The organism is Sphingorhabdus sp. Alg231-15 (assembly GCF_900149705.1).
Lineage (GTDB): Bacteria > Pseudomonadota > Alphaproteobacteria > Sphingomonadales > Sphingomonadaceae > Parasphingorhabdus.
The window spans coordinates 2,784,848-2,810,106 of record NZ_LT703001.1 but is presented as its reverse complement, the minus strand read 5'-3'; the positions used below and the strand labels follow the sequence as shown (position 1 = coordinate 2,810,106).

Annotated in this window: 27 protein-coding genes; 10 read left to right on the top strand and 17 right to left on the bottom strand. The window is 54.5% G+C overall.

Annotation, left to right across the window (positions count from 1 at the left end; translation table 11 throughout):
- The first annotated feature begins 11 nt into the window (after positions 1–11).
- The 6 genes from DG177_RS13815 to DG177_RS13790 are packed head-to-tail and all read left to right on the top strand — an operon-like array spanning position 12 to position 4,066.
- Entirely contained in the window at positions 12–464 is a 453-nt protein-coding gene (locus DG177_RS13815) for a VOC family protein (RefSeq protein ID WP_337658846.1), read from the top strand.
- Positions 464–1,831: an MFS transporter gene (locus DG177_RS13810; protein WP_108812011.1), complete on the top strand. Its 1,368-nt coding sequence runs from the start codon at positions 464–466 to the stop codon at positions 1,829–1,831. The genes DG177_RS13815 and DG177_RS13810 overlap by 1 nt, the downstream gene beginning before the upstream one ends.
- Positions 1,828–2,634 carry an alpha/beta fold hydrolase gene (locus DG177_RS13805; protein WP_108812010.1) on the top strand — a complete coding sequence of 269 codons (807 nt, stop codon included), beginning with the start codon at positions 1,828–1,830 and terminating at the stop codon, positions 2,632–2,634. The genes DG177_RS13810 and DG177_RS13805 overlap by 4 nt, the downstream gene beginning before the upstream one ends.
- Complete coding sequence (locus DG177_RS13800) at positions 2,631–2,933, top strand: YciI family protein (protein WP_108812009.1); 303 nt, start codon at positions 2,631–2,633, stop codon at positions 2,931–2,933. Before DG177_RS13805 ends, DG177_RS13800 begins: the two co-directional genes overlap by 4 nt.
- 30 nt (positions 2,934–2,963) lie before the next feature.
- On the top strand, positions 2,964–3,563 hold the full coding sequence (locus DG177_RS13795; RefSeq protein WP_108812008.1) for a carboxymuconolactone decarboxylase family protein: 600 nt from the start codon (positions 2,964–2,966) through the stop codon (positions 3,561–3,563).
- Entirely contained in the window at positions 3,560–4,066 is a 507-nt protein-coding gene (locus DG177_RS13790; protein WP_337658845.1) for a YybH family protein, read from the top strand. Before DG177_RS13795 ends, DG177_RS13790 begins: the two co-directional genes overlap by 4 nt.
- On the opposite strand, the gene DG177_RS13785 is transcribed toward DG177_RS13790, so the two are convergent.
- Genes DG177_RS13785 through DG177_RS13740 form a run of 10 tightly spaced genes read right to left on the bottom strand, consistent with a single transcriptional unit; the run spans position 4,063 to position 13,242 of the window.
- Positions 4,063–4,965, bottom strand: coding sequence for a VOC family protein (locus tag DG177_RS13785; RefSeq protein ID WP_108812006.1), 903 nt, complete (start codon positions 4,963–4,965; stop codon positions 4,063–4,065). The genes DG177_RS13790 and DG177_RS13785 overlap by 4 nt on opposite strands.
- Before the next feature lies 1 nt (position 4,966).
- Positions 4,967–5,731, bottom strand: a complete 765-nt coding sequence (locus tag DG177_RS13780) for an enoyl-CoA hydratase-related protein (protein WP_108812005.1) — start codon at positions 5,729–5,731, stop codon at positions 4,967–4,969.
- Entirely contained in the window at positions 5,728–6,579 is an 852-nt protein-coding gene (locus tag DG177_RS13775; RefSeq protein WP_337658844.1) for a polysaccharide deacetylase family protein, read from the bottom strand. The genes DG177_RS13780 and DG177_RS13775 overlap by 4 nt, the downstream gene beginning before the upstream one ends.
- A gap of 16 nt (positions 6,580–6,595) precedes the next feature.
- The gene (locus DG177_RS13770; protein WP_108812003.1) at positions 6,596–7,018 is read right to left on the bottom strand and encodes a hypothetical protein; all 423 of its coding nucleotides are present in this window, start codon (positions 7,016–7,018) and stop codon (positions 6,596–6,598) included.
- On the bottom strand, positions 7,018–7,821 hold the full coding sequence (locus DG177_RS13765) for an SDR family oxidoreductase (protein ID WP_108812002.1): 804 nt from the start codon (positions 7,819–7,821) through the stop codon (positions 7,018–7,020). The genes DG177_RS13770 and DG177_RS13765 overlap by 1 nt, the downstream gene beginning before the upstream one ends.
- A complete protein-coding gene (locus tag DG177_RS13760; RefSeq protein ID WP_337658843.1) occupies positions 7,821–8,126 on the bottom strand; it encodes an REDY-like protein HapK in 306 nt (101 codons plus the stop codon). The genes DG177_RS13765 and DG177_RS13760 overlap by 1 nt, the downstream gene beginning before the upstream one ends.
- A gap of 13 nt (positions 8,127–8,139) precedes the next feature.
- Positions 8,140–9,333, bottom strand: coding sequence for an amidase family protein (locus tag DG177_RS13755; protein ID WP_108812001.1), 1,194 nt, complete (start codon positions 9,331–9,333; stop codon positions 8,140–8,142).
- Positions 9,330–10,691, bottom strand: coding sequence for a phenylacetate--CoA ligase family protein (locus DG177_RS13750; RefSeq protein ID WP_108812000.1), 1,362 nt, complete (start codon positions 10,689–10,691; stop codon positions 9,330–9,332). The genes DG177_RS13755 and DG177_RS13750 overlap by 4 nt, the downstream gene beginning before the upstream one ends.
- Positions 10,688–11,995 carry an MmgE/PrpD family protein gene (locus DG177_RS13745; RefSeq protein WP_108811999.1) on the bottom strand — a complete coding sequence of 436 codons (1,308 nt, stop codon included), beginning with the start codon at positions 11,993–11,995 and terminating at the stop codon, positions 10,688–10,690. Before DG177_RS13745 ends, DG177_RS13750 begins: the two co-directional genes overlap by 4 nt.
- A complete protein-coding gene (locus DG177_RS13740) occupies positions 11,992–13,242 on the bottom strand; it encodes an MmgE/PrpD family protein (RefSeq protein ID WP_108811998.1) in 1,251 nt (416 codons plus the stop codon). The genes DG177_RS13745 and DG177_RS13740 overlap by 4 nt, the downstream gene beginning before the upstream one ends.
- 44 nt (positions 13,243–13,286) lie before the next feature.
- Between DG177_RS13740 and DG177_RS13735 the strand changes: the two genes are divergently transcribed.
- Positions 13,287–14,048: a GntR family transcriptional regulator gene (locus DG177_RS13735; RefSeq protein WP_337658842.1), complete on the top strand. Its 762-nt coding sequence runs from the start codon at positions 13,287–13,289 to the stop codon at positions 14,046–14,048.
- A gap of 8 nt (positions 14,049–14,056) precedes the next feature.
- Here the strand turns inward: DG177_RS13735 and DG177_RS13730 are convergent, their stop codons facing one another.
- The 5 genes from DG177_RS13730 to DG177_RS13710 all read right to left on the bottom strand — a co-directional run bounded on the left by DG177_RS13730 (position 14,057) and on the right by DG177_RS13710 (position 19,040).
- The gene (locus DG177_RS13730) at positions 14,057–15,145 is read right to left on the bottom strand and encodes a CoA transferase (RefSeq protein WP_108811996.1); all 1,089 of its coding nucleotides are present in this window, start codon (positions 15,143–15,145) and stop codon (positions 14,057–14,059) included.
- Positions 15,146–15,152: 7 nt separating this feature from the next.
- Positions 15,153–16,346: a CoA transferase gene (locus DG177_RS13725; RefSeq protein WP_108811995.1), complete on the bottom strand. Its 1,194-nt coding sequence runs from the start codon at positions 16,344–16,346 to the stop codon at positions 15,153–15,155.
- 106 nt (positions 16,347–16,452) lie between these two features.
- Positions 16,453–17,631: an acyl-CoA dehydrogenase family protein gene (locus tag DG177_RS13720; RefSeq protein WP_174209019.1), complete on the bottom strand. Its 1,179-nt coding sequence runs from the start codon at positions 17,629–17,631 to the stop codon at positions 16,453–16,455.
- Between the two features lie 47 nt (positions 17,632–17,678).
- On the bottom strand, positions 17,679–18,188 hold the full coding sequence (locus DG177_RS13715; RefSeq protein ID WP_108811994.1) for a MaoC/PaaZ C-terminal domain-containing protein: 510 nt from the start codon (positions 18,186–18,188) through the stop codon (positions 17,679–17,681).
- Between the two features lie 39 nt (positions 18,189–18,227).
- Entirely contained in the window at positions 18,228–19,040 is an 813-nt protein-coding gene (locus tag DG177_RS13710; RefSeq protein WP_108811993.1) for an aldolase/citrate lyase family protein, read from the bottom strand.
- Between the two features lie 124 nt (positions 19,041–19,164).
- On the opposite strand from DG177_RS13710, the gene DG177_RS13705 reads away from it, so the two are divergent.
- Entirely contained in the window at positions 19,165–20,073 is a 909-nt protein-coding gene (locus DG177_RS13705) for a DUF1838 family protein (protein WP_337658841.1), read from the top strand.
- Between the two features lie 60 nt (positions 20,074–20,133).
- Here the strand turns inward: DG177_RS13705 and DG177_RS13700 are convergent, their stop codons facing one another.
- Positions 20,134–20,820: a hypothetical protein gene (locus DG177_RS13700; RefSeq protein WP_108811991.1), complete on the bottom strand. Its 687-nt coding sequence runs from the start codon at positions 20,818–20,820 to the stop codon at positions 20,134–20,136.
- Between the two features lie 90 nt (positions 20,821–20,910).
- Positions 20,911–21,384 (bottom strand): hypothetical protein, encoded by a 474-nt coding sequence (locus tag DG177_RS13695; RefSeq protein WP_337658840.1) that lies wholly within the window; start codon positions 21,382–21,384, stop codon positions 20,911–20,913.
- Between the two features lie 116 nt (positions 21,385–21,500).
- Here DG177_RS13695 and DG177_RS13690 point away from each other — a divergent pair, with 116 nt between their 5' ends.
- Positions 21,501–22,490, top strand: a complete 990-nt coding sequence (locus tag DG177_RS13690; protein WP_108811990.1) for a LysR substrate-binding domain-containing protein — start codon at positions 21,501–21,503, stop codon at positions 22,488–22,490.
- 152 nt (positions 22,491–22,642) lie between these two features.
- Complete coding sequence (locus tag DG177_RS13685; protein WP_108811989.1) at positions 22,643–25,180, top strand: TonB-dependent receptor domain-containing protein; 2,538 nt, start codon at positions 22,643–22,645, stop codon at positions 25,178–25,180.
- Positions 25,181–25,259: the final 79 nt, after the last annotated feature.

Sequence of the window (25,259 nt, the reverse complement as noted above, 5' to 3'; positions counted from 1 at the left end):
GGAGAATAATTGTGGGTGAAAAACAACAGACGCGGTTCCAGCGCGGTAATTTTGTCGTTGCCGATATCGACCGGGCGCTGACCTTCTATCGCGATGTGCTCGGGTTCGAGGAAACGTTCCGCAAAGGCCATAATCCCGACAGCTATTCCTTTCCTGTATTCGAAATTCCCAATGAGGCGGAGATTGGTTTTTCGATCCTTTCACTGCCGGGTCAGCCGCGGGTCATGGCTTTATCAGAGGTCAAGAATGTCCCCCTGGACCCAGTGCCGCATCCTCGGCGCGGCGCTATCGTTCTGGACGTCGCTGATCCGGATGCCGTGATGGAAGGCGCGCGGAAACTGGGCCTGCAAGTCTATGAGGAGGGTCGTCTGGAAACTCATGATGGGCGGATCGGGCGTGAAATTGGTATTGTCGATTTTGATGACAATCTGGTGGTCATCTATCTCATCCCGGATGCGCAATAATGGCCAGTCAGACGGATCAACCCGAAGCAGAGGCCGCTGCTGCTTCTGATACGCCTGTGAAGCCATATCCCAGCGCCACGGCTGGCTGGTTTCTGGTGGTAATGCTGACCATTGCCTATATTTTCAGTTTTGTGGACCGCTATATCCTCGGGCTTTTGATTGAACCGATCAAGGCGGAGTTTGATTTGTCCGACCGTCAAATCGGCTGGCTGCTTAGCGCATTCACATTAGTCTATGGCTTTGTCGGCATTTTCATGGGCTGGCTGATTGATCGCGGTAAGCGCATCTGGATTGTATCCGTTGGTGTGGCCTTATGGTCTGCGGCAACTGTCGCAACCGGCGTGGCAAAAAACTTCTTCCAATTGTTCGCCGCGCGCATGGGCGTCGGCGTGGGTGAAGCGACTCTTAGCCCCGCGACATTTTCAATGATTGGCGACAGTTTTCCCACTGAGAAACGCGGCAAACCGATAGCCTTTTATTCCTCCGCTCTTCCGATTGGTGCCGGCCTCGCCTCCCTGTTGAGCGGCGCGATCATCGCTTGGACCGCGGCGAGTGGCAGCCAGTCCCTGCCCTTTTTCGGAGAATTGTCACCATGGCGTTTCACGCTGATAATTGTTGGCCTTCCCGGCATGATTTTTGCGCTCTTCTTCCTGTTTATGAAGGAACCGGCACGGCGACCGGTAGAAGCCTCAGCAGAGGTCATCAGCGGCAGCGGCTTTTTCGACGCTCTCAAATATATCTGGCGCAACAAGACACTCTATATCGGCTTCGTACTGATCATCTGCACCATGACGACCATCGCTTATAGCCAGGGTTTTCTGGCTCCCACGTTTGAACGAACCTGGGGATGGTCGGCGCAGAAATATGCTTTCGTAAACGGCGTTGCGTTGCTGATCATAGGTCCAGCCAACATGATGATCATGGGCACCATTTCCGACTGGTGGACGAAAAAAGGCGTGCAGGATGCATCTTTGCGCATTCTCTATATAGGCTTTTTCATCATGGTTCCGACAGCCGCCATTCCCCTGTTCATGCCCAGCGCGGAACTGGCCTTTGCAATATTATGCATAAATACCGTCGGTATCGGAATTGTCTCGGCTATCGGTGTCACATCCTTGCTGGTTATCACGCCAGCACAAATCCGGGGTCAGGTGGTCGCTCTCTATTATCTGGCGATCAGCTGGTTCGGTTCACTAGGTCCTATCGCAGTCGGTGAATTGTCGAGCAGCGTTTTTGGCGAAGATAATCTCCGCTATGCCGTCGCAGCGGTTCCGCTGATCTTTGGCCTTGTGCCGTTTGTGATGATGCCAGTGACGCGGCGACTCTATCGGGAACAGATGGTGCGCCTGGGCGCCGCCAGCGAATGATCCGCAAGGGCTATAGCGACGGCCCGTTCGGTCAAGTGCACTGGCGGATGCTGGAACCGAAAGGACCGTTGACTCGACCCGACCTATATTGCCTGCACCCGGCCCCGTTCAGTGGGCTCGCCTTTACCACCATAATGCCGCATCTCGCGCAAGATCGCCGTGTTTTTGCGCCGGATTATCCCGGCCATGGCGGATCGGATGCTTTCAAAGAAGAACCGACAATAGAGGAATATGCTGCAGCGATAACTGCAGTGGTTGATGAACAATCAGGCGATGGTCCGGTCGACCTGATGGGCTTTCACACCGGCAATCTCGTCGCAGCCGAATTGGCTCTGGCCGAGCCCAAGAAAATAGGGCGTCTGGCGCTGGTCGACGTGCCAGCCTTTGATGTCGAAACGAGTGCTAAATTTCGAACCGCGAGTGCAAAGCCTTTCGAGATCACACCGGACCTTGCCTGCCTTGAAGGACCATGGGATCGGGGAATGACCAAGCGTATCGAAAGCCAGACACTGGACCGCAGTTTTGAAATGTTTACCGAACAGTTGCGTCCGGGCCGGTTGATGAACAAGGCTTTCCATGCAGCATTCAGCTACAATGTCGAAGGAAAATTACCGACGATCACACACGAGACATTGATATTGGCCTCGCAATCAGGCTTACTTACCGCCACCCGTCATGCTGCCGAGATCATGCCGAGCGCAACATTCATCGAGCGGCTGGATATCAAACGCGCGGTGCTCGACGAGGCGGCGGATTTGACAGCTGAGGAAGTATTGAACTTTCTGGACAGGACCACATCATGAAAGCCTTTGCCATATATTGCACTGACAAGCCGGGTACCGAACAAAAACGCCTCGACACACGTGCTGCCCATTTTGCCCATATCGAAAAAACAATCGACAATCTGTTTGTCGCTGGGCCATTTAAAAACGAGCAGGGCGACACGGTGGGATCGCTGTTGATCGTCAAGGCCGAGACGGCGGAAGATGCCCGCGCGCAGCTCGAAGCCGATCCCTATTTTCACGCCGACATCTGGGCCGATATTCGCATAAATGAATTTACCGCTGCCGCTGGTGACTGGATTGGTGGCAAGATATGGTAGGCTTTCATATTTCTTGAGGAGAGCAGAAAAATGACTCGCATCACGCCACTGGCCATGGATGAACTGCCCGACGAGACGCAGGCTGCGTTGAAATTCTCCGAAAACCTGATGGGCTATGTACCCAATTCGGTGATGACCATGGCCCATTGGCCGGAGTTGCTCGGCGCGTTTCGCGGGCTGGTCAGCGTGATCTATGGCGAAAGCGCTATCGACAATGGTTTGAAGCGTCTGATCGGGGCCGTCGTCAGCGCGGCCGCCGGGTGCCAATATTGCAAGGCGCATACAACATTGGGCGCGCGCGATGTCGGCGTGGATGAAGAGAAGGTGAAAGCGGTCTGGGACTATCAGTCCAGCGTTTTATTCACAGAGGCCGAGCGGGCGGCCCTCGACCTTGCGTTTGCCGCCGGACAGGTACCAAATGCAGCGACTGATCAGCATTTCAAAGCACTTGATGCCTTTTATGACGCACGCCAGAAAACCGAAATCATGGCAGTAATCAGCATGTTTGGTTTTCTCAATCGCTGGAACGACAGCCTGGCGACGGCACTTGAAGACAAGCCCTTTGACTCTGCAAGTGCGCTGTATAAGCCCGATCAATGGCAAGCAGGACAGCATCGGCAAAACCCATGATCAAGACCGCAATATTAGTGTCGGCGATATTCGCTTTGTCGATCCCAGCTTCATCAACTTGGGCGGCGGAAACACATGCGCAAACCAAGTCGACCGATGAGCAGAAAATTGCACGTTGGAGCACGCGCTGGAAACAGTATTTCGAGGCTGGCGACACGGAACAGCTGCGTGAAATGTATGAATCCGATGCAGTTTTAATGACCCATGGTACGCCCGCCGTTCGCGGCGTTGAAGCGATTCTCACTTTTCTCGGTCGCAATACAAAAGCGGGCAACAAAGTCCGTATCGACTTTGCCAATGAGGAGATTCTCATCGATGGAAATCGCGGCTATCTCACCGCAAAATATTGGATGACTATCGAAAGGTCCGAAGGCGATCCGGTCGAGGTGAAGGGTCGCTCCTTCCTGGTCTTCAAAAAAGGGTCAAATGGTGCATGGCGACTGTGGCGTGACATGGATAATCAGGCCCCGGATGTGCTGACCGAAGAGCGGCCTGCCAATTAGCCGATCTCGACCAGTTCCAGGAGTTCACCCGCCGGACCAAGCGCCGTCGCTGTTCGGCGATCCCGATAAAGCGCGCCCGCCCGCACCTTTGGCGGCGCAATCCAGTCGATTGCGATCGCATCCAGATCGGCGACGGCGAGCGTTACCAGCGCATTGCCCGGTGGCAACATACCGTCATGCCGTGGCCGCGGCGTCGCCTCTTCCGGATAATCGTCAACCTCGACAATCGGTAATCGGTCATTTTGAACCATGGTTAGATCAGAAACCGTGCCCGCCGGTTTTCCGAACGCGTCGTTGATCATGCTATATTCCAGCGTATAGGTGTCACCGACGGTCAGATGTAGCTGGTCGCGATACCAGTCCACGGTCCCCGCGCGATCCGGTGTCGCCAATATGACGATGAAGATATGGTCGGTTAACGACTGTGCTTTGGGAAGATCCGTTGAAGGCGTGTCTTCGCGCACCTCATTGAGATAGACCATTTCCCGCCCGGTCCCCAGCACTTGCATCGGCACGAAAAAGGGTAGTCCTTCCAGCTCCTTCGGAGAACCGATGATATCAAAGCCGCTGCCTTGCAACCTGTCAGGCCAGCCAAACACATCCTGTACCGTCAGCTCATAGGCCGCCCAGCCATAAGTAGTCGTTGGTTTGAAATCCGGATGATCAGGCTGTTCGACCAGACGAATGAAGCAGTCGGCTCCGCTGGCCGGTTGCAGCACCGCCATGGGTGCACCGGCGCTGTTCGGGCAATGCCAGCTTTGCGCCAGATCATCGCTCATTGGTCCGCTATCAACGACCTGCATGCCGAGCACATCGCGATAGTCTTTCAGCGCCGCTTCCAGATCCGGCACCGTCGCGACGCCGCCGAGTATCGAACCATGTTGCAAAGCATGTGTCATATCAAAATTCCGGCTTTCTCTTTTCCATGAAGGCGCTGACGCCTTCCTTGAAATCATCGCTTTCAAAGGCAGAGTCAAACAGCGCGGATGTCTCGGCATCGTCGTCAGCTTGCCCGTCCAATATGCGCTTGATGATCGACTTGCTCATCGTCTGGCTGTGTAAAGAGACCGACGCCATCGTAGCAGCCAGCGCTTCAGCCTCTGCATAGGGATCGTCAGCCAATAAGGTGATCAAGCCGATATCCAGCGCTTGCTGCGCAGACAGCAGTTGCCCAGTGAACAATATCCGCTTGGCTTGCGAAGGCCCGACCAGATCGACAAGCAACTTGGTGTCGTGCAGCGGATAGACCAATCCCAGTTTCGACGGCGTAATCCCGAAACGCGCACCTGGCGCAGCAACCCGCATGTCACAGGCCAGTGCGATGCCGCAGCCGCCACCCACACAATCGCCATCAACAATAGCTATGGTTGGCTTGGGCGCTTGCGCCAGTTCATGCTGGACCCGGCCAATAGCAGCCTGATTGCGCGCGCGCCATTCTGGGTCGCTGGAACCAGTCGCAAATTCGCCAATATCGGCACCGGCGCAAAAGGCGCTGTCTTTGCGGCTGGCATGCAGCATCAACACGCGGATTGCATCATCCGCCATCGCATCGGCGAGTAATTCGGGGAGCAGCTCCCACATGGCCTGATTAAACGCATTGCGCTTTTCCGGCCGGTCAATGAGCAGATGCGCGACCTTGCCCTTTTTCTCCAACCGCAATGTCATGCAGGATCAACCTTCGCCAGATGCTGGGCAATCTGATGACGCGTGGTCACCCAGACATCGTTCTTCGACCGCACATGCTTTAGAAATTCTTCAAAAGCCCAGATGCGCCCCGGACGACCGATGATGCGCAGATGCAGACCTAGCGACATCATTTTCGGATTGCCTTCTTCGCCCTCGCGAAAAACTTGGTCGAAATTATGCTTGGCATAATCCAGCCATTGCTGAGGCGTCATCGCCGGATCGGTCCACATTTTCATATCGTTGCTATCGAGTTGATAGGGCACAATCGCAATTGGTTTTTCCGGCACCGTCGATTTGTCCCAAAAGGGAATATCGCCGGAATAATCATCCATATGATAGGCAAAGCCCTCTTCGATCAGCAGACGGCGCGTATTGTCGGTATGGAAATAGCGTGACAGCCAACCATAAGGCCGCGTGCCGGTTGTTTTCTCAATCGATGAAACTGCCTTGCGGATAAACTCACGTTCCTTGTCCTCATCCATCTTGAACTGATGGACCCAGCGATAGCCATGGCTAACCGGTTCATGGCCCATATCCGCAATAGCCGCGCCAATTTCCGGATGGTTTTCCAGACTCATAGCCGCGACGGTCCAACTCGCCATGATCTCATATTCTTTGAGCAGTTTGACGATGCGCGGGGCGCCTGCCTTGATGCCGTAGAGATAATTGCTTTCATTGCCATAGTTGCGGATTGGCGATTTGATATGGATGCCAAGCTCATCCACCGGCTCCATCCCGCGATCGCCACGCGCCACGGTCATCTCGCTGCCTTCTTCGACATTGACGACAATGCTCAGCGCCATTTTCGCGCCATCAGGCCAATCCATTCGTTCTTCCTGCATATCAGTTTTTGTCCTTGATCTTGGCCGGTGTCCAGCCCTTCGCCCGGCGGTCCAGGCGTGAATCCAGTATTTCCCCATCGAGGTCCATGGGCGCGGCCTGCGCGAGAAAGACCGCGCTCTGCTCGAGACAGTCAACACGGATCACGCCGAGCAACCGTCCCTCAATTTCGCTGACAACAGCAGGAACGACACCGCAATTTGTGCAGACCAGAAATTCCGCTGTCTTCGTTCCGAAACGATATCGCGAAACCGGACCGGACAACGTGATAACTACATTGCCCTCAGGGTCGGATGTCCAAGACGCGCCATGCACTTGGCAAAAAGAACATTGGCAGGTCCGCGCGCCGAGTTCCGCTGGCGATTTTTTGCTGCGAAAATCCAGCGTCAGCGCGCCACAATGGCAGGCCCCGGCATAGTGCATCATCAATGCATTTCCTCTCCGCCAGAGACGTTAATGGCTTCTCCGGTGACATAAAAGGCATCGTCGCTGGCCAGCCAGGCACAGGCCGCCGCTGTGTCAGATGGCAGGCCGGGCCTGCCCATCGGATTACTCTTGCTCATATTGGCGAGGTAGTCCTCGACGCTGTCAAAGCCGAGCAGCTTTGAAAAATATGCATTCTGCTGCGCACCCAGACCGGTCGTCACATGATTGGGGCAAACAGCGTTGACGGTAATCCCGTGCGTACCCAGCTCGACGGCGCTCGCCCGGGTCAGACCCACCATACCATGTTTGGAACTGACATAAGCGGGCAGATGCGGGAAACCGGTTTTTGCGGCCTGCGATGCTATATTGATAATTCTCCCGCCGTTGCCAGCTGCAACCATCGTTTTAGCTGCCGCTTGGGTACAGTAAAAGGCACCGGATAGATTTACACCGATAACCTGATCCCATTCCTTCGCCGTATCGACTTCCAGAAGTGGCTTCATCATGAAACCGATACCGGCATTGTTGACGAAAATGTCAACCGCGCCAAAAGCATCCACGCTTTGATCGACCAACGCCTGACATTGCGCTGCATCGCTGACATCGCATGTAATGGTCGCCACTTTGGCACCACGCGTGCGCAATTCCTCGGCTACGCCTTCTTCTTGGTCGCCAATGGACAGGTCAGAAACCACGCAGTTTGCTCCTTCATCGGCAAAACGCTGCAATATGCCCTGCCCTAACCCCTTTTCCTTGCCGGAGCCGGTAACAACAATCGTTTTTCCCGCAAACCGACCCGACATTAGAGGTCTTCTGTCAGGATGAATTGAGGACCGTCGGCATAGTCCTGAAACGGTGCTGCCATCGCCTGAAATTCAGGGTCCGACACATCGGCGACAAATGCATCCATCCCGGTTATGTCAATAATCTCGAAATATTCATAAGGCGAAGGATCATCCGAACCGAACAAGCCGGTCGCCTTATGGACCGTGAAAGACGTGACCGAACTCAGCGCGCTGGCCGTCGGAATATCGCGCGTCTTCGCCCATTCCTCATATTCGCCAATATCGACACCTTCTTTCAGGTTAAACAATACAATGATGCGCATAATTTCTCTCCTCTTATGTGATTTCCAAATAAACTTCGGGGCGACGATGACCGCGTAACTTCTCGTCCAGCTTTCGCGCCAGAGCAAATAGATCCGCTTCACATCCTTGTGGCGCTATAATCTGGAGCCCCAAAGGCATGCCATTATCGTTAAAGCCGGAAGGAATAGTAATCGCCGGAAGGTCTGCAATATTGGCAAGGCAGGTATAATCAGCCTGATTGGCTGGTGCATCGTCGCTATGCGGAAAGGCACCTTGCGGCGCTGTCGGCAAGATACAAAAACCGTGTTTCGAAACCAGCATCTGCATCGTTTCAGCAGTCTGTTCGAGAATCGCCTGATCCTCGTCCCAATCTGAAGCGCTGCGTTTCGGGCCATAGGTAAGCAGTTTTTTAAAATTATCGGAAAGCTTGCTTTGATCTTCGTCCGCAAAATGTGCAGCCATGGCTTTCGATGTTTTTATAAACCCGGCAAACCGAATGCGCGACAAGCTATGTTTGAGCTGGGCCACGGCAATAGTTTCCCCCGCCCAGCGCATGATGTCGCGAAAATTCTCGATGACTTCCAATTCGCACTCAACACCCGTTTCGACCAATGTCGCCAGTGATCCAGTCGCCGCCCGGTCCTCACCAAAATCGCTAATGATTCTTGCGACCTTTTCCAGCAGGTCTAAATTCCGGGCCAGCGGTCCGATACAGTCCAGCGATGGTTCCGCGAGCTCCAAACCATCCTGACTGATCGCCGATTGTGCAGGCTTAAATCCGAACACCCCGCAATAAGCGGCCGGTATACGCACAGACCCCATTGTGTCCGTTCCTAACGCGACATCGCATAGACCAGCCGCAACCGCAGCCCCGCTTCCGCCAGATGAGCCGCCGGGCGTATAGTCTTCCTTGTGCGGATTATATGTTTTGCCGAACCATGGATTGTCGGTCTTTGCGCCCAGCGCGGCCTCCTCCATATTCAGCATTCCGATAATAGCGCCGCCATCCGCTCGCAGCTTTGCCACCACAGCAGCGTCTTTGCCCGCGATACGGTCACGATATAGTTCGCAGCCAGCGGTCCAGGGCATGGCATTAACTGCGATATTGCCCTTCACACCGATGGTGACCCCGGCCAGAGGTCCGGCACCACCGGTCGCGGTCCGATCAAAATCGGTAAAGGCATTTAGCGGCCTGTTGGCCGTTACCAAGGCATCCCAGTCGATCATAAACCTCGCTCATCTATCAGGCGAATGGGTTTCTGGCGCGTATCAATTTGTGTATCTTTTGCAGTCTCTCCGGCATCAACCAATGCCACGCCGACTTCAATACCAATGCCTTTACGTAGCAGCTCCACCAGCTCCGCTTGGCTGCTGCTGCCTTTGCTTTCCAGCGTGACATGCATCTCATCCCGTCCTTTGTCATCTCGGGTGACACGGCATACATATTCACCGGTCAAGTCATTCCGCCCTTCGATGATGGCACCAATGGCATGCGGGAAGATATTGATACCGCGCAGCTTGACCATATTGTCGCTGCGTCCCTTGAAACCGGTAATGCGCTTGAACACCATGCCAGTGGCGTTGCTGTCGGTGCGCTCCTCGGTAATATCATGAGTGTTGAACCGGATACAGGGCGCAATATCATCTTTGAATAGACAGGTCACGACCATGTCGCCGGTCTCGCCGGGCGCCACGGGCGCACCGGTATCGACATCCAGCAATTCGAGATACTGCGCATCTTCCCAAACATACATGCCGTCGCGCTCGGGCCCTTCGCCCGCAATGCTGCCGGTATCACCGACGCCGTACCAGTCATAGGCCTTGGCCCCTTGCCAAGCCGCTTCTGTCGAGGCCCGATCTTCTGTTCCCAAGTGACCGATAATCATCTTGAGATTGATCCGGTCAAACAATTCCTCTGCCGCAGCGACATCGGCCAGTTTGCGGATATAGTCGACAAAACCAACCATGCAGCTGACATTGAAATCCGCCATCAGGTTGACCTGATTGATCGACCGGGTTTCAATCCCGGTTCCTGCACTCAGGAACAGGGCGTTGGTAAAATGCGTCACCGCCTCGCGAATATAGTGCCCACCATTGATCATCCCGTGCCCATAGACGGACTGCACCACATCATCGCGTCCCAGACCCATCCAGCGATACATCCGTCCGACCAGCAAATTGGTAATTTCTCGCCCCTTCGGCCCGAACATCAGCGGTTGCGGACGGCCTGTTGTTCCTGATGTCGTGTGGAACACTACGGGTGTGTCTCCACGTCCGTCAAAATCACCATAAGGCGGATAGTCATTGACCGAAGCCATCAGATCGCTCTTGTCATAAACCGGAAGCTTTGTGATATCCTCCAGCCCCCTGATATCGCCTGCCTCTATGCCCTGATTGCTCCACAAGCGCCTATAAAATGGTATCTCCCATCCGCGCCGCATCAACCTCAAAAACTGCTTGTCCTGAATGGCAAAAAGCTCATCTCGGGACATGCCGATATAGCGCGCAGTGAAAGCGTCTCCGACAGGATAGTCAGCAAGCATCTGCTGGGCATCAAAAGCTTCGAAATAAGTCGGAAAGGTCATTGGGGCTCCGTGGCATAGGCTAAGGGGTCATCAAATATTCTGGGGTCGCAGTTCTTATTCGCAAGCGAACGAGCCAGATCGCGTTTGGATTGCGTTTGGGCATCCGACATCGGCGCAGTAGGACTGCCGAGATTGTCGGTTATCACATGCTCGATCATAGTGCCGTCCGAAAACGTAATGCGCAGCTTTTGAGGTGCCAGTGCATTGTGATCAGGATTATCGTCGATACGAACGATCACATCGCTACCGAGCCTCACCAAATCGGGATTGGTAAATTCTTCGGAATGGAAACAAGCGGGATCAATGATCCGGTCACGCAGCATCAAGGGCACCAAGAAGGGCAGGCAGAGCCGTGCATAGCTTGGTGTCATATCAGCGTTATAGGGACGCCCGACCAGCCGGTGGATCAGCGGCGGTGCTGCAACATCAACCGATTGCACCATTGTCGGGTCCAGCGATCCGTCGCGGATCATATCATCAATCGCACCCAAGATACCGTGGCTGGCGCGGCCAGAGGGGAAGGGTTTGATGCTGACTTCCTCAATCAACCAGCGTTCACCAATATCATCAGTGTAGCGCGACAGATCACCCGGTTCGAACAGTTTGAAATATCCAAATGGCCCATCCAGCGCATCATGGGGACCATCCATACCGGCCTTTGCCAGATCAACAGCGGTAATTGCCGCGCGAGAGGCATTGGCGATCTGCAGCGGCAAAGCAATCGATGCTTCAACATGGGCCTGCATGGTGCCTGCGGCTTGGGAGTAAGCCAGCCCCATTATGTCGGCAAATTTTTCCGCTGGAAGGCCTTCCAGTCTCGCGACTGCCAGAGCCGCACCGATTATGCCTGCTGTCGCGGGGCGGAAAAACTCCATCGCCCCGGTCGCAGCAACGCCTATACCGCTGGCAATATCCACCCCGACAGTCAAAGCGGTCAGAAATTCATCTTCACCGCATCCACCCATCCGATCCGCACTGGCGAACAAGGCCGCCGTAACAACAGACATAGCGTGCACAACCGCTGGTTCGTGCACGGCGTCCCATTCCAGACAGTGGATGGCAAAGCCGTTGAACCAAGCTGCCGATGGTGCTGGGAGCCTCTCACCAATTCCCAAAGCCCGCGCGTCAATACTGTCACCCCATTTTCGGACGGCGAACAGCATATTTTGCGCTTCGTTGGAGGCCGCACCAGCCGCGCCGCCAGCCAAAGTATCGCCCAATAAATGGAGCGCAGTGGTTCGGGTGCTGTCTGGCAGCACATGATCCGCTGCCACGAAATCCAATATTTTCCGGGTCGCGCTCATGACAGCCACTCTGATAGCATCTCATGAATCGCTGCTGGATCATCACCGTTTAACGCCAGATCAATAGCTCGATCGGCCTCTTTGTCCGCCAAACCGCCCCAGGCAATCAGCGCGCGCGCTTTATCGATGATGCCCTCTTTCGACAATGGCCGTTCCGGATCACCCAGTGTATCGACCAATTCGACGCTCTCTCCGCCACATATAATCCGTGCGCCGTAATGTTCAGGATAACGGGTCGTTATATCGCTGGCTTCGCGGACTGTGACACGGGAACGACTGTCGGCTAAAGCCGTTATCGCATCGGGTTCAAAATCCGCCAGTTGCGGAATCCCGCGTTCAGCTACCACCGCCACAGCATGCTGAAGCGAGAATTTCGCGTCGATCACAGTTTGTGGGTTTGGACGGTCACAGAAGCTGATGGCATCGCGATAGGTTTCGACCTGAACATCGCCGTCCAGTGCACCCAGTTTGGCCTTCAGTTCAAGCGCGGCATCAATCGCCGGATGCGCATGGCGGCAAGCGCCCCATGGCTTGAAGCTAACTTCATGGATGCGCCACTGGTCAGGTAAGGTCATGGGTTTTGGGTTTTTGCAGGTGGCGGCGTAGAGCCCTTGTGGGCCTTCGAGAATGAAGCGGGGGCCAACGACACCTTCCAAGACAGCGTCGGCAGCACGCCATCCCGTCTGTGCGGCATGGGAGATATGCCATTGTTTTGTCTGGCCCTGCTCGTGCCGCATCTGCCAGAGCCCTCCTGCTACAGAGCCGACCAGCCCCATCGCAGACACAAGAGCGTTGTAATCCATTTCTGGTTCAAATAAATGACAGGCTGTCACTGCAGCCCCAAAAATTCCGGCCGTACTGGTGTTATGCCACATGGCATAGTGACCGTCATCCAAAGTAGCGCCAATGCAAATTATCGCGTCATAGCCACGAACAGCTGCATCGACGATCTCGTCCATATCGCCCATCTGATTAGCAAAGGCAGTACCCCAGACAACTGGGCCGGGATGGAGAATGGCGCTCCTGTGAATATCATCCATTTCTAGCAGGTTTCCTAACCAACCGGCTTCTGTCGATGGTCGAATTTCAAAAATATCCTTGGGAAGCGTTCCCAGTTCTGACTTGAGCGCCCCCGCCACACAGCCCAACCAATCCAGCAAATGCAGCCGCGCGCGTTGCCGGGTTGCTTCGTCAACCGGCCGCATTAAATGTACGGACAATTTCTCGGTCAGGCTCTCTTGCGTCATAGCCGCACCCGTCCTAAGACTGACCGATGTCCGGGAGAGAAAAATTGGCTGCCAAAGCGCCCGTTAAATCGAAAAGAGCGTCCAAGAAGAAACCGCGCTATCTGGAATTGGCTGACGAACTGCGTGAAGCGGTGTTGCGTGGCGACTATCCCGATCCCGGTGATTTCCCAACCGAATCTGTCCTGTGCAAAAAATATGATGTTAGCCGCTTCACTGTACGGGAGGCGTTGCGGAAACTGACCGCCGAGGGCCTGATCACCCGCAAGCGTGGCTCGGGTACGGTGGTTCAGCCTGCCACCGCGCGTGCTGGCGCATTGCACCAGCCGCTGAGCAATGTCGGCGAGATTTTGCAATATGCACGCGACACCACGATTGCTTTTGAAAAGAAAAAAGCCGGGGCCATTCCTAAAGATGTTGCGGAACAAATTGGCGCGAAAGCCGAAGGCGACTGGTTCGCCTTTCGCGGCAAGCGGATGAAGCCCGGACGCAAGCGACCCATTGCGGTGACCGAGGCTTGGGTGCATCCCGAATTGGCTGATGCTGTCGCTCAGATTGACGTCAACGCCACGACCCTGTTTGGGCAGATTGAAACGCTGGGTGAAGTCAGTGTCGCCCGAGTGACGCAGGATATTCAGGCGATTAAAGGCGCGAAAGATATTTTGGCGGAGCTTGGCCTGGAAAAAGGCGATCCGGTACTGCGCATCTTGCGCTGTTATTTTGACGAAAGCGACCGGATGTTCGAGATTTCGGCCAGCTATCATCCCGGCGAACGCTTTGCCTATTCGATGCATATCGAGGTGGACTAAAGCCCGCGTCATTGCGGCTCATCCAGAACCGGCGCATCTTCCGGTTGCCAATCTGATTCCGATGCAAAGCGAAAAGACGGGCCAATTTGATGGCTGCCATGTGCTTCGATCAGCAGGCCGCGCTCACGCAGGAAATTCTGATCAAGCGCTTCGCGAAAATCGAGAACGGGGGAGAAAGCAACGTCTTTGTCGGCAAACCACTCAACCCATTGGTCGCGAGTTTTGTTTGCAAATGTTTCCCGCAAAAAAGCAACAAGCGGCGCTTGCCCTTCGCCCGGTTCCGCCTCGGCGAGCGGCAACAGGTCGAGCCGATCAAGCGCGGTCAGCAAATTGCGCGCAAATTTAACTTCCCGCGCACCCAACACCACATGCCTGTCATCTGCAGTCTTGTAGACATTGTAAAAAGCCGCGCCGCCCAATGATCGTTGCGATTGCGATCGGGGCGAAGCGCAGCCAGCAATGGCCGATCCGGCAATATGCGCACACCAGGGCAGCATGGAATCAAACATCGCGATGTCGATATAGTCGCCCGCACCCGAATTTTCGCGCCCAATCAGCGCCATCAGCACCGCCGATAGTCCGTTCAATCCCGCGGCCATATCAGCAGACGGAACGCCGGGCACCACTGGCGTCCCATCAGCACCATCATTAACCGACAGAAAACCGGACAAGGCCTGCACCGCCAGATCATGCGCCGGATGATGGGCCATTTCACCCTCCTGCCCAAAGGCGGAAATCGAACAATAGACGATACGCGGCAAACGCGCTGAAACCGTATCATAGTCAAAACCGAGCCGCTTCATCACGCCCGGCCGAAATCCCTCGATCATCACGTCGGCGTCGGCCAGTAATTCCCAAAGCCGTGCCCTGCCTGCATCGGATTTCAGATCGAGTGCCAGTGCCTGCTTGCCGCGATTGAGATTACGGAACCAGACCGACTGATCAGCTTCCATTGGTTCCATTTCCCGCGCCGGGTCACCGGTCGGGGGTTCAACCTTGATCACCTCTGCGCCATGGTCAGCCATCATCATACTGAGCATCGGGCCCGGCAGAAAAAGCGAAAGGTCAACGACCTTGATACCCGTCAACTTGGCCATAGGTGTGTCAGACTATCCCCTTCGCGCGCAGATCGGCAATGGCACCGGCATCATAGCCTGCCTCAGCCAATACCGCATCACTATCAGCACCGAGCAGCGGGCCTGCTCGGTTAGGCAAGCGTTCGCCGTTCAACTTAATTGGGCTGGACAACACATTCATGTCCGCGCGGTCCGGATGGCTGACCGTGTCCCGCATGCCAATGGTCTTAAGCCATGGGCTGTCGAGCGCCTGGTCCAGATCATAAACGGGAGCGACCGGCATCAGGCCCTGCAGCAGATCAAGCCAGTGTGCGACAGGTTGCGGAGCGAATATCTCGCTCAAAACGTCCGATAGGGCCTCCCGATTGGTCAGACGATTGGCTGGTGTATCGAAGCGCGGATCTGTCATCAGTTCCTCATGGCCAATGCGCTCGCATAATATGGCCCAGAATTTTGGCAGCTGCGCCATCACGAACATCCAACCATCGGCGGCCTTGAACATCTGACTGGGCGTTGCGGAAGGATGCGCGCCATAGGGTGCGCGGCCCGTCACGTCTTCTTCGTTCATATACCAAAGAGCAGGATAGCTGGTCTGGTGCACGGCGGCGGATAAGAGATCAACATCGACATCACAACCCTCGCCGGATCGCTGGGAGTCCAGCAAAGCCGCTAGCAAGCCAACGGCTGCCATGGTGCCCGTCATGAAATCGACCATCGATAAACCAAAGCGCACTGGCGGCCCGTCCGGATCACCGGTCAGCGCACAGAAACCGGCCTCGGCCTGCATAAGATAATCATAGCCTGGCCATTTCGACCGCTCATTGCCTCGTCCATATGCAGAGATATGGGCACAGACGATAGCCGGATTGACCACCTTCAGCGCATCATAGTTCAAACCGACCTTGTCCGGCACATCACCGCGCAGATTATTCGCCACGACATGAGCGTTCTTGGCGAGCGTGTGCAGCACTTGCTGCCCTTCGTCGGTACGCAGGTCGAGAGTCAGTGAACGTTTGTTCAGATTGAAGCTCTGAAAATACAGGCTTTCCTGTTCACGCAGCCAATGCGGCCCGACATGACGGGCCGTATCACCCCCTTTTGGTGGCTCGATCTTGATCACATCCGCACCCATTTGGGCCAGGAACATGGTGCCATAAGGACCGGCGCCATATTGCTCGGCAGAGAGGACGCGAAAGCCCTTCAGGGGTTGTTTGACGGTCACGCTATGTCGTCATTCCAGCGAAAGCTGGAATCTCCTGGAGACTTCATAAGGACTTGAGCGGATCCCAGCTTTCGCTGGGATGGCGGGTTTATGGGTGCCAGCCCCATCACGCAGGGTTCCTCTTGACCCATTGTTTGGAAATAATCATCCGCTGCATCTCGTTGGTCCCCTCACCAATACACATCAACAAAGAATCGCGATAATAGCGCTCGATTTCATATTCCTTGGAATAGGCATAGCCGCCATGCACGCGCATCGATTCCTCCGAATTGCGCACTGCCGCTTCCGAGGCGAAATATTTTGCCATGCCCGCTTCCAGATCACAACGCTCCCCGCGGTCGTAAGCTTCCGCCGCATCGAGTGTCAGCAAGCGCGCCGCTCTTGCACGGGTCACCATTTCACCGAGTTTCAATTGGATCGCCTGGTGTTCGGAAATCGGCTTGCCCATGGTTTCGCGCAACTGCGCATATTCGGTCGCCAGCCGCAAGGATCCTTCCGCCAGGCCAACACCGCGTGCAGCGACATTGATCCGGCCCAGCTCCAGCCCGCCAGTGGCCTGAAAAAACCCTTGCCCTTCGACGCCACCAATCAGGTTTTCTGCCGGGATGCGATAATTATCGAACACCAGTTCCGCGCTGTCGATGCTGTTATAGCCGAGTTTCTTGAACTTCTTGCCAACTGTAAAACCTTCACCCTTGGGAGCGATCATCAGACTCATGCCTTTATAGCGCGGATCTGCCTTGGGATCGGTTTTGACCAGCAGCGCAAAACAGCTGCCGTTAATCCCGTTGGAAATCCAGGTCTTGGTCCCGTTGATCACATATTCATCGCCGTCTCGGACCGCAGTCGTGCGGATCGCTTGCAAATCCGTGCCGGCATTGGGTTCAGTCAGCGCCAGTCCGCCTCGAATCTCACCGCTGGCAAATTTGGGGAGCCATTTGGCTTTCTGCTCTGCGGTGCCAAAACGCTCGACCGCGCAGGCCATGATCAAGTGTGAATTGAAAATGCCGGTTATCGCCATCCAGTGCGATGCAATTTCCGCGACGATCTTCGCATAGCTGGTCGCTGGCAGTCCGAGACCGCCATATTCCTCGCCGATGGTTGCGCCGAACAGGCCCATGTCGGCCATTTCGCCAACCAGTTGCTCCGGCCATTTGTCCTCATGGTCATGCTCCATGACCACCGGCTTCACTGAACGATCGATCCATTTCTGGATCGCGTCCATGAAAGCCTGTTCTTCTTCCGGGTCAATCATATGCTGTGCATTATCAATTGCCGTTGCCATTATCGTCGCTCCTGATGTCTCAAATTCGGGGTCCCCTCCCCTCTTATTTAATCGTCTGCGCCGCCAAAGCCGCGCTTCCAGATCAGCATGGTACGTTCAAACGTACACACAACTTTGTCGTCTTGGTTTTTCCCAATGGTTTTGATGGTTACGATGCCTTGCTCCGGCCGTGACGCGGATTCTTTTTTGTTCAGCACCTCGCTCTCAGCGTAAAGTGTGTCACCGGGAAACAGCGGATGGGTCAGGCGAATTTTATCCCAACCCAGATTGGCCACTGCTTTCTGGCTGGTGTCCGAAACGCTCATCCCGACCATCAACGCGACAGTCAGCGGAGAGCAGACCAGCGGCTTTTCAAATTCGGTTTTCTTGGCAAATTCATAGTCGAAATGTGCTGGATGCGTGTTCATCGTCAGCAGGGTGAAATGCACATTGTCAGTATCGGTGATCGTCCGGCCAGGACGATGCTCATAGATATGCCCCACCTCAAAATCCTCAAAATAGCGTCCGAACGTCTCACGGAATCGTCCCGGGCTAACTTCAATCACTCCATCACGCATGTATTTGTCCTTGTTGATTAAACATCCTCATCTTCTTTTCTATCCGGCTGCTGCCGCGATATGCCGGTATCGTTGCATAACCGGTGCTTCTAACATACGCCCATTATAACTAATCGCTTTGCCTCCCGCTGCATCAAATGCATTGATTGCGTCGATCGCCTCCGCCACTTCCGCCTCGGTCGGCTTCATCGCCTTGGCGATGAGAGCGATCTGTTTGGGATGAATGGCAGCCTTGGCGTGAAAGCCCATCGCTTTTGCCCGGGCCGATTCTTCTTCCAAACCTGCCTCATTGCTCATGTCGATATAAGGGACGTCAATCGCTGCAACGGCGGCCGATGCGCAGCACAGAATGAAAGCACCCCGCGCCGCGAGCAGCGGCTCCCATTCCAGCTTGGTTCCCAGTTCCGCCGAAAAATCGCCTCCACCGAACATCATACCGGTCACACCTGCACTGCCAGCAATGGCATCACCAGCGCGCAGGCCTCTGACGGTTTCGATCAGCGGGATCAAACCTTCGACGCGGTCTCCTAAAATGCTATGCGCAATCTCCACCTCCGTCGCACTTTCGACCATCGGCAGAAAAAGCAGAGCTGGAAGTTGTTCGGTGGCCGACAGAGCGAGCAGGTCGGCCAGACCAGCGGCTGTCTTGAGGCCATTGATTCGTACCGCCATTTTTGCCCGATCGAGCGTTTTCAGGGCATCCAGCACAGATTCGCGTGCGCTGTCTTTTTGCTCTGCCGGTACCGAATCTTCGAGATCGATACAGATGAGATCTGCACCACTATTCGCCGCTTTCTCAAAGCGTTCAGGCCGATTGGCAGGTACAAAAAGGAAGTTGGTAAAACCGGTCATAGGGTCCAATATCATGTTCGATCAATATTACCTCTTCACAATTTGTCCGGACAAATCTAAAGTCAACCAGAAAGTGAAATTATTTCCAAGATCACTTGGCACAATTTTTAGGGAGAAGCGTGAAATGAATCGATTTTTTAAGCAGACTGCTTTGGCAACGATGGTGGCATCTTTTGCTCTTGCCAGCTCTTCTTCAGCGCGGACCCTTGATCCGAAAAAGCCCGAAGATGCTCTGGAAATCATGAAGCGAACACAATGCGGTACTGCTGATGGTGTGCCTGCCGTCTATCACTGGTCCGGTAAAGTCTATTCCCGTGTTCAGGGGGAGCCTGATCGGCATTTGTACAATGGTGAAGGCATGAATATCCGGCAATGTGTACGGATCGAAAACCCTAAACGCGGAGTCGGTTATCGGCAGGTCAGCCGCGAAGTGATGTTCTATCTTGATCCCAAGACCAACGAAGTCCTGCGCACCTGGGATAATCCATGGACGGGTGAGACGGTCAAGGTCATGCAAATAGCCAATGATCCGGTAAACAGCCGTCCCAACTATCCCTACCGCGCCGATGGCACGCCTTATACGCTACCCAATATCCGGCAGCAGGGGAACTGGATGTTCATGCCGATTGAAGTGCCGCTCTTTTACCATAATGTGCTGGCGGGCGATTATCAGGATTATGTCGGCAACAAATATCATGCGATGGAGATTTTCGACTTCACCATGCTCGCCGACGAGATACTCGATACCAATAATCCAACCGCCTATCCGGCGATCAGCTGGGTACGCATTTCCGACTGGATGCCGTGGATGAAAATGCGCGGACGACAGGGACAAATGGTCTTCAACGCCATGGGCACGAAGCTGAAAAGCTATGATGAGCTGCCCGACGTGATCAAGGATGAGATTGCGCTCAACTATCCCGAATATACCGCGCCGCCACCCGGCGATGATCCGCGCAGAAATGAGACCACCTGGACGGTATTCAAGAAGATGATCGATGCGGAGCGGACAGCAGAAAAAGACAAGAAATAGCGCTTCCTGTAAAAGTTTTCTCCCTGGGGGTCGGCCATATTGGTCGACCTCCTTTTTTCCCTAGAATGGCTTGATATTGCCGAGAAACGCGGTCGCGAGCAGCAACAGATAGACAATCCAAACCCAGATTCGGGTTGTGTCCATCGTCTTGCGTAGCGGTATCTCGGTCTCATCCGACGATCCTTCGGCGATTAGTTTGCCGAGTTGCGGTCCGACCGGCTTGAACGCGACATCAATCATGATGGCGGCGGCAAAGATAAGGCCGAACATAAGCGCCTTGGTGCCCAGCCATATCGGGATCAATGGCTCGCCTTGCAACAACGAGATGATCCCCAGACCAAGATAGAACAGGGTCAGGCCGATTTTCAGCACGAACTCGATTTTCCGATCCCGCGCGGCCCGCTCGGTCTGGTCATGGATATGCGCATCCCAGACCAACCATAGCCAGACAGCACCAACTACCCAGGAGAGTGCCACACCCCAGACTGGCACTTCCCACCAGCCGCCAGCATCGACCATCGTAATCGTCAGCGGCACCATCAAGGCCCAGGCTGTACGAGGCGTCATATCGAGATTGACGAGCAGTTGCAGCAGGACCAACCGCTGCGGCAGGTCATATTTCTCTCGCTTGCGAAAATGCTGACCCAGCATGAACACACCAACATCTGCGCCCAGCCACAGGACAAATAGAATGATATGGATGAAGACCAGCAGTTGATAAAAGGAAAAATTGAGTAGCTCTGTCATCGCGCCGGACCCCCGTTTGTTACCTGATCACCCATGATCATATATGTCCGGACAAATTGCAATGCCGATCCGCAAGCCCCAACAGATTGGTTAGTCGGCTACGCGGTGCTCGTCGCACAAAGTTCGCTTGAACAATTGCCCATCCTTGAACCAGTGCCACGTTCGTGCTCGATGACTGCCATTGGCGCCGAGACAGATAATCTCATAGAAATTTGCGCCCGGATCATCCTTGCGATTGAGGTTCAAAAGGATCAGGCCAAAGTCCGTCTCCCAGCCACAACCGTCGAAATTCTCGTTGTCCCACCATAGCTTTCCGTCACGCAGCACACCGTTCAGGGTAGAGCGGTATTCCCGGCCATCCTCCCACTCGAACAGGTTTTTCTGGATATAGGCATAGGGACCGTCATGCGGAAAAATGCATTCGACACGAGCCTGGTGCTGGTCGACCAGCTGATTGTCCGTGTCGACATGCCGGTAGACCCCAGACCAGATGCCTTGATGCTTCAACATGCCAGGCATGATATCCGTCAATATCGCTTTGCTCTTTGCCATCTCAGCGATCATTCCTCGTTGCTCGATAAAATTTCGCATTCGTTAGGCGACGTGATAATGGGCTGCTAACAACCTATTTTGGCTTTTGCACAGCCATTGATTGTAACAGGTTTGCAGAGGAAATATGGATGACCCAGCCCGACTTGCGCCAACGCTTCATCAAGCCGTCGATGGACCCGCAGAAATTGCAGCATTTCCTATCGGTCTACGACACCGGGAGCTTCTCTCGCGCCGCGAGCAATAATGATGTCAGCCAGCAAGCCGTTTCGAAAAGCGTCGCGAAACTGGAAGAAACACTTGGCGTGCGATTGTTCGAACGGGGGGCGTTCGGTGCAGAACCCACACAGTTCGGCCATGCCCTGGCGCGCCGAGCCAAGGTCATCACCGCCGAAAGCCGACTCGCAGCTGCAGAGATCAGCGCATTACGCGGCGCTGACAAAGGCTATGTACGGATCGGCCTCGGCTGGTCATTCCTCACCCGCATTGCTCCAATGGTCATCAATCGATTCAGTGAAAAACAACCGGGTGTAACACTCAGCATCACGTCGGGAGACACCAAAACCCTTTACGAGAAGCTGTTGCGCGGCGAGGTGGAGTTTGTCGCCAGCGCGCCGCCAACCGATCTCGACATCGACAATGCAATCGACGCGACGGAAATGTTCGAAGACCGCGATGTCATCATGATGCGACGCGACCATCCGCTGGCATCCAAATCCGATATAACGCTGGAAGATCTGGCTTCACAGACATGGCTGGTATCCATGCAACTGCAGATGCAATGGCAGCGCATCTGCAATGTGTTTCTTGCCGCCGGACTTTCTCCACCGGCCAAATATGTCGATATGGACTCCGTCATTCTCGCCAAATCAACCCTGTTGCAAAGTGATGCGGTCATGCTGCTCGCCAAGGAATTGTTCGCCACCGAAGAGGAACGTGCACAATATCATATCGTGGAAGGTACCGAGTTTCCGGTGGCACGCACTGCCTATTTCGCCATACGCCGCAATTCGGTGCTGCAACCGGCGGCCCAGAGCCTGAAAAACGAGCTGATCGCCGCCTGCCGTGCTGTGGTTGGCATCAATCAACTGCGCGGCATCACTGTGGCGGAAAAACCATAAAAACTCGGAAAATCCTTCTGGTTGTAGGTACAAACCAATTGGTTGTTAGCATTCCCCCTATCAAGAAGATTAGCCAAGACTCCTAAAATTTGTCTGGACAACTTGGATGTGAATCACGCATTCTCTGACTGTCGGGAACCAGGGAGACAAAAATGATATCGCGCAAAACTGCATTCAAAAACTCAACCATTTTCGGTTTGGCATTGGCATCACTCGCTGGTGCGCCGGCCTATGCACAATCATCAGCAGATCAGGAGGCTTCCGAGGAAGGCGGACTGAATGTCATTGTGGTGACGGCACAACGCAGAGAAGAAAGCGTTCAGGACATCCCCATCGCGATCAGCGCCTTTTCTGCCGAGGAGCTGGAAACCCGCGGCGTTTCCAATGCGTTGGAGGTGACACAATTTGTACCCAATCTGGTTGGACTCAACAATACCGGCCTGGGCACAGCCAACTCCTATTTCCTTCGCGGGATCGGCAACACTGAATCCATTGCCACATTTGACCCGCCAATCGGCACCTATGTCGACGATATCTACATGTCTCGGCAAAATGCCAATAATCTGTCCTTTTTCGATGTCGAGCGACTGGAGGTGCTTCGTGGTCCTCAGGGGACATTATTTGGCCGGAATACAACCGGCGGCGCCATCAATGTGATTCTAAAAGAACCCGGTGACGAATTTGCCGGCTATGTGGAAGCAGGATATGGCAGCTATGAACGCTATCTCGTGCGCGCATCGGTTGATGTACCTTTGGCGGACAGCTTCGCCGTCAAAGTCTCTGGCTATTTCCAGGATGACGAGGGCTACGCTCAGAACACGACCACCGGAGAGCGCACCAATGAAAGCGATGGCTGGGGCGTGCGCTTGGGCTTCCGCGGAGAATTGTCTGACTCCGTCCGCTGGACCGGTTCCTACATGCATACTTATGCCGATGCCGGGAACATATTGAACTTTGATTGCGATCCGGCAGATCCCAGCAACTGTTCAGGTCGGTTTGTCACCACGGGCCTGACCAAGGACAGCAATTTCAATGGTATTTTGACCGGCCCAAAGAGCGATTTCGGGCTGGGTAACGAAGTCGAGATGGATTTTATCTCTTCCAATCTCGAGATCGATCTGGGCGATTTTGAGATCAATCTGATCACCGGCTTCATTGATCTAAGCCAGGATTTTGCTCTCGACTTCGCCGATGGTCGTGGTCTCCCGAACACTTCGACACCAATTCCGCCAGTTATCGGTTTCACCAGCGGCGGCTTCACCATCGCCAATCAGGGCGAACATGACCAGTTCACTCAGGAAATCAAAATTACCGGTTCGCTGGCCGATGGCCTGATCGATCTCGTTGGTGGCGTCTATTATTTTGAGGAGAATAACCGCACCGACTTTGGTGACATTTTCTCTCTCGCCTTCCCGCCGCTGCCGGCTGGATTCCCACTGGTTCTTGCGGATCGCGAGATTCGCAACGAAACCACAGCATGGGCCGGCTATTTGCAAGCCGATCTCAATGTCACCGACGCACTGAAGCTGACTGCCGGTATCCGTTACACAGATGAGGAAAAGACCTTTGCGGTGCGCGACAATCGACCGATTGTTGGAACAAATGCTCTGGGACAGAATACCTGCTTTGGGCCTTTTCAATTCGGTCCCAGCACCTGTATCGACAGCGCCAATCTGGTTGCGAATAACGGGGCTGCGATTCCGCAGGAGCAGAATGTCAAAATCTGGACCCCGCGCTTTGCGATAAATTATGACGTGTCGGATGACATTCTGATTTTTGCATCCGCTACCCGTGGCTTCAAATCAGGCGGTTGGAATGCGCGCGGAACATCGCCCAGTGAGCTACTGCCGTTTGGTCCTGAAAAGGCATGGAGCTATGAGGCCGGATTCAAATCGGAATTGTTTGATCGCCGCGTTCGGTTGAATATCACCGCCTTTCAGCTCGATATCGATGGCTTACAAACCCCTTCCGCCTTTATCCGGCCCGATGGATCGCTAGCCTTCATCACTCGCAATTTTGCTGATTATCGCAACCGCGGGATCGAAGTCGAACTTAACACAGCGCTCTATGATGGCCTGAATATCTTTGCATCATTGGGCTATCAGGACGATAATTACCGTATTGATCGCAATGCCGCTGCGCTCGACCCCTTCGGCGTACAATCCGTCAATGCTCAGCAGGCAGCCTGTCAGGCCCAACTGGCTGGCGGATTGATTCCCAATGCGGCCGGAGCCGACACGGCGGCCTCTTGCGGCGTTGGCATTGTTGCACCGGATGGCAGCATCGCCGAACCCGTCAGAACGCCTGATTTCACCATCGCGATTGGCGCGAGCTATACCGCCGAATTTGGTGGCGGATTGTCGCTTGTTCCTTCGATCAACGCTAACTGGCGCAGCGACAGTGAAACCGGCACCAGCGAAGTTACTCTGTTTGATCAGCCGATAACCGGCCCGTCCGGAACGGTTTTCCCATCAAACACGCTCGGCAATGGCGATGTCATAACCGGTAGCTTTTCGGAAGACCGGTGGATCGTCAATGCCGGACTGGCGCTGAAAAGCGAGTCTGGCTGGTCGATTACGGCAGAGTGCAAAAACTGCTTTGATGAGGAATCGGTGGAATCAACATTAGCCAATTACAGCTATCTGAATCCACCACGGACCTTCTTGATCAAAGGGCGCTTTGATTTTTAACGGCAAAAGGAAGCAAGGTCCCAAATATCCTTTTCCGCTGGCACCGTGCGCAAGCCCGGTGCCAGCGGAATATTTAATT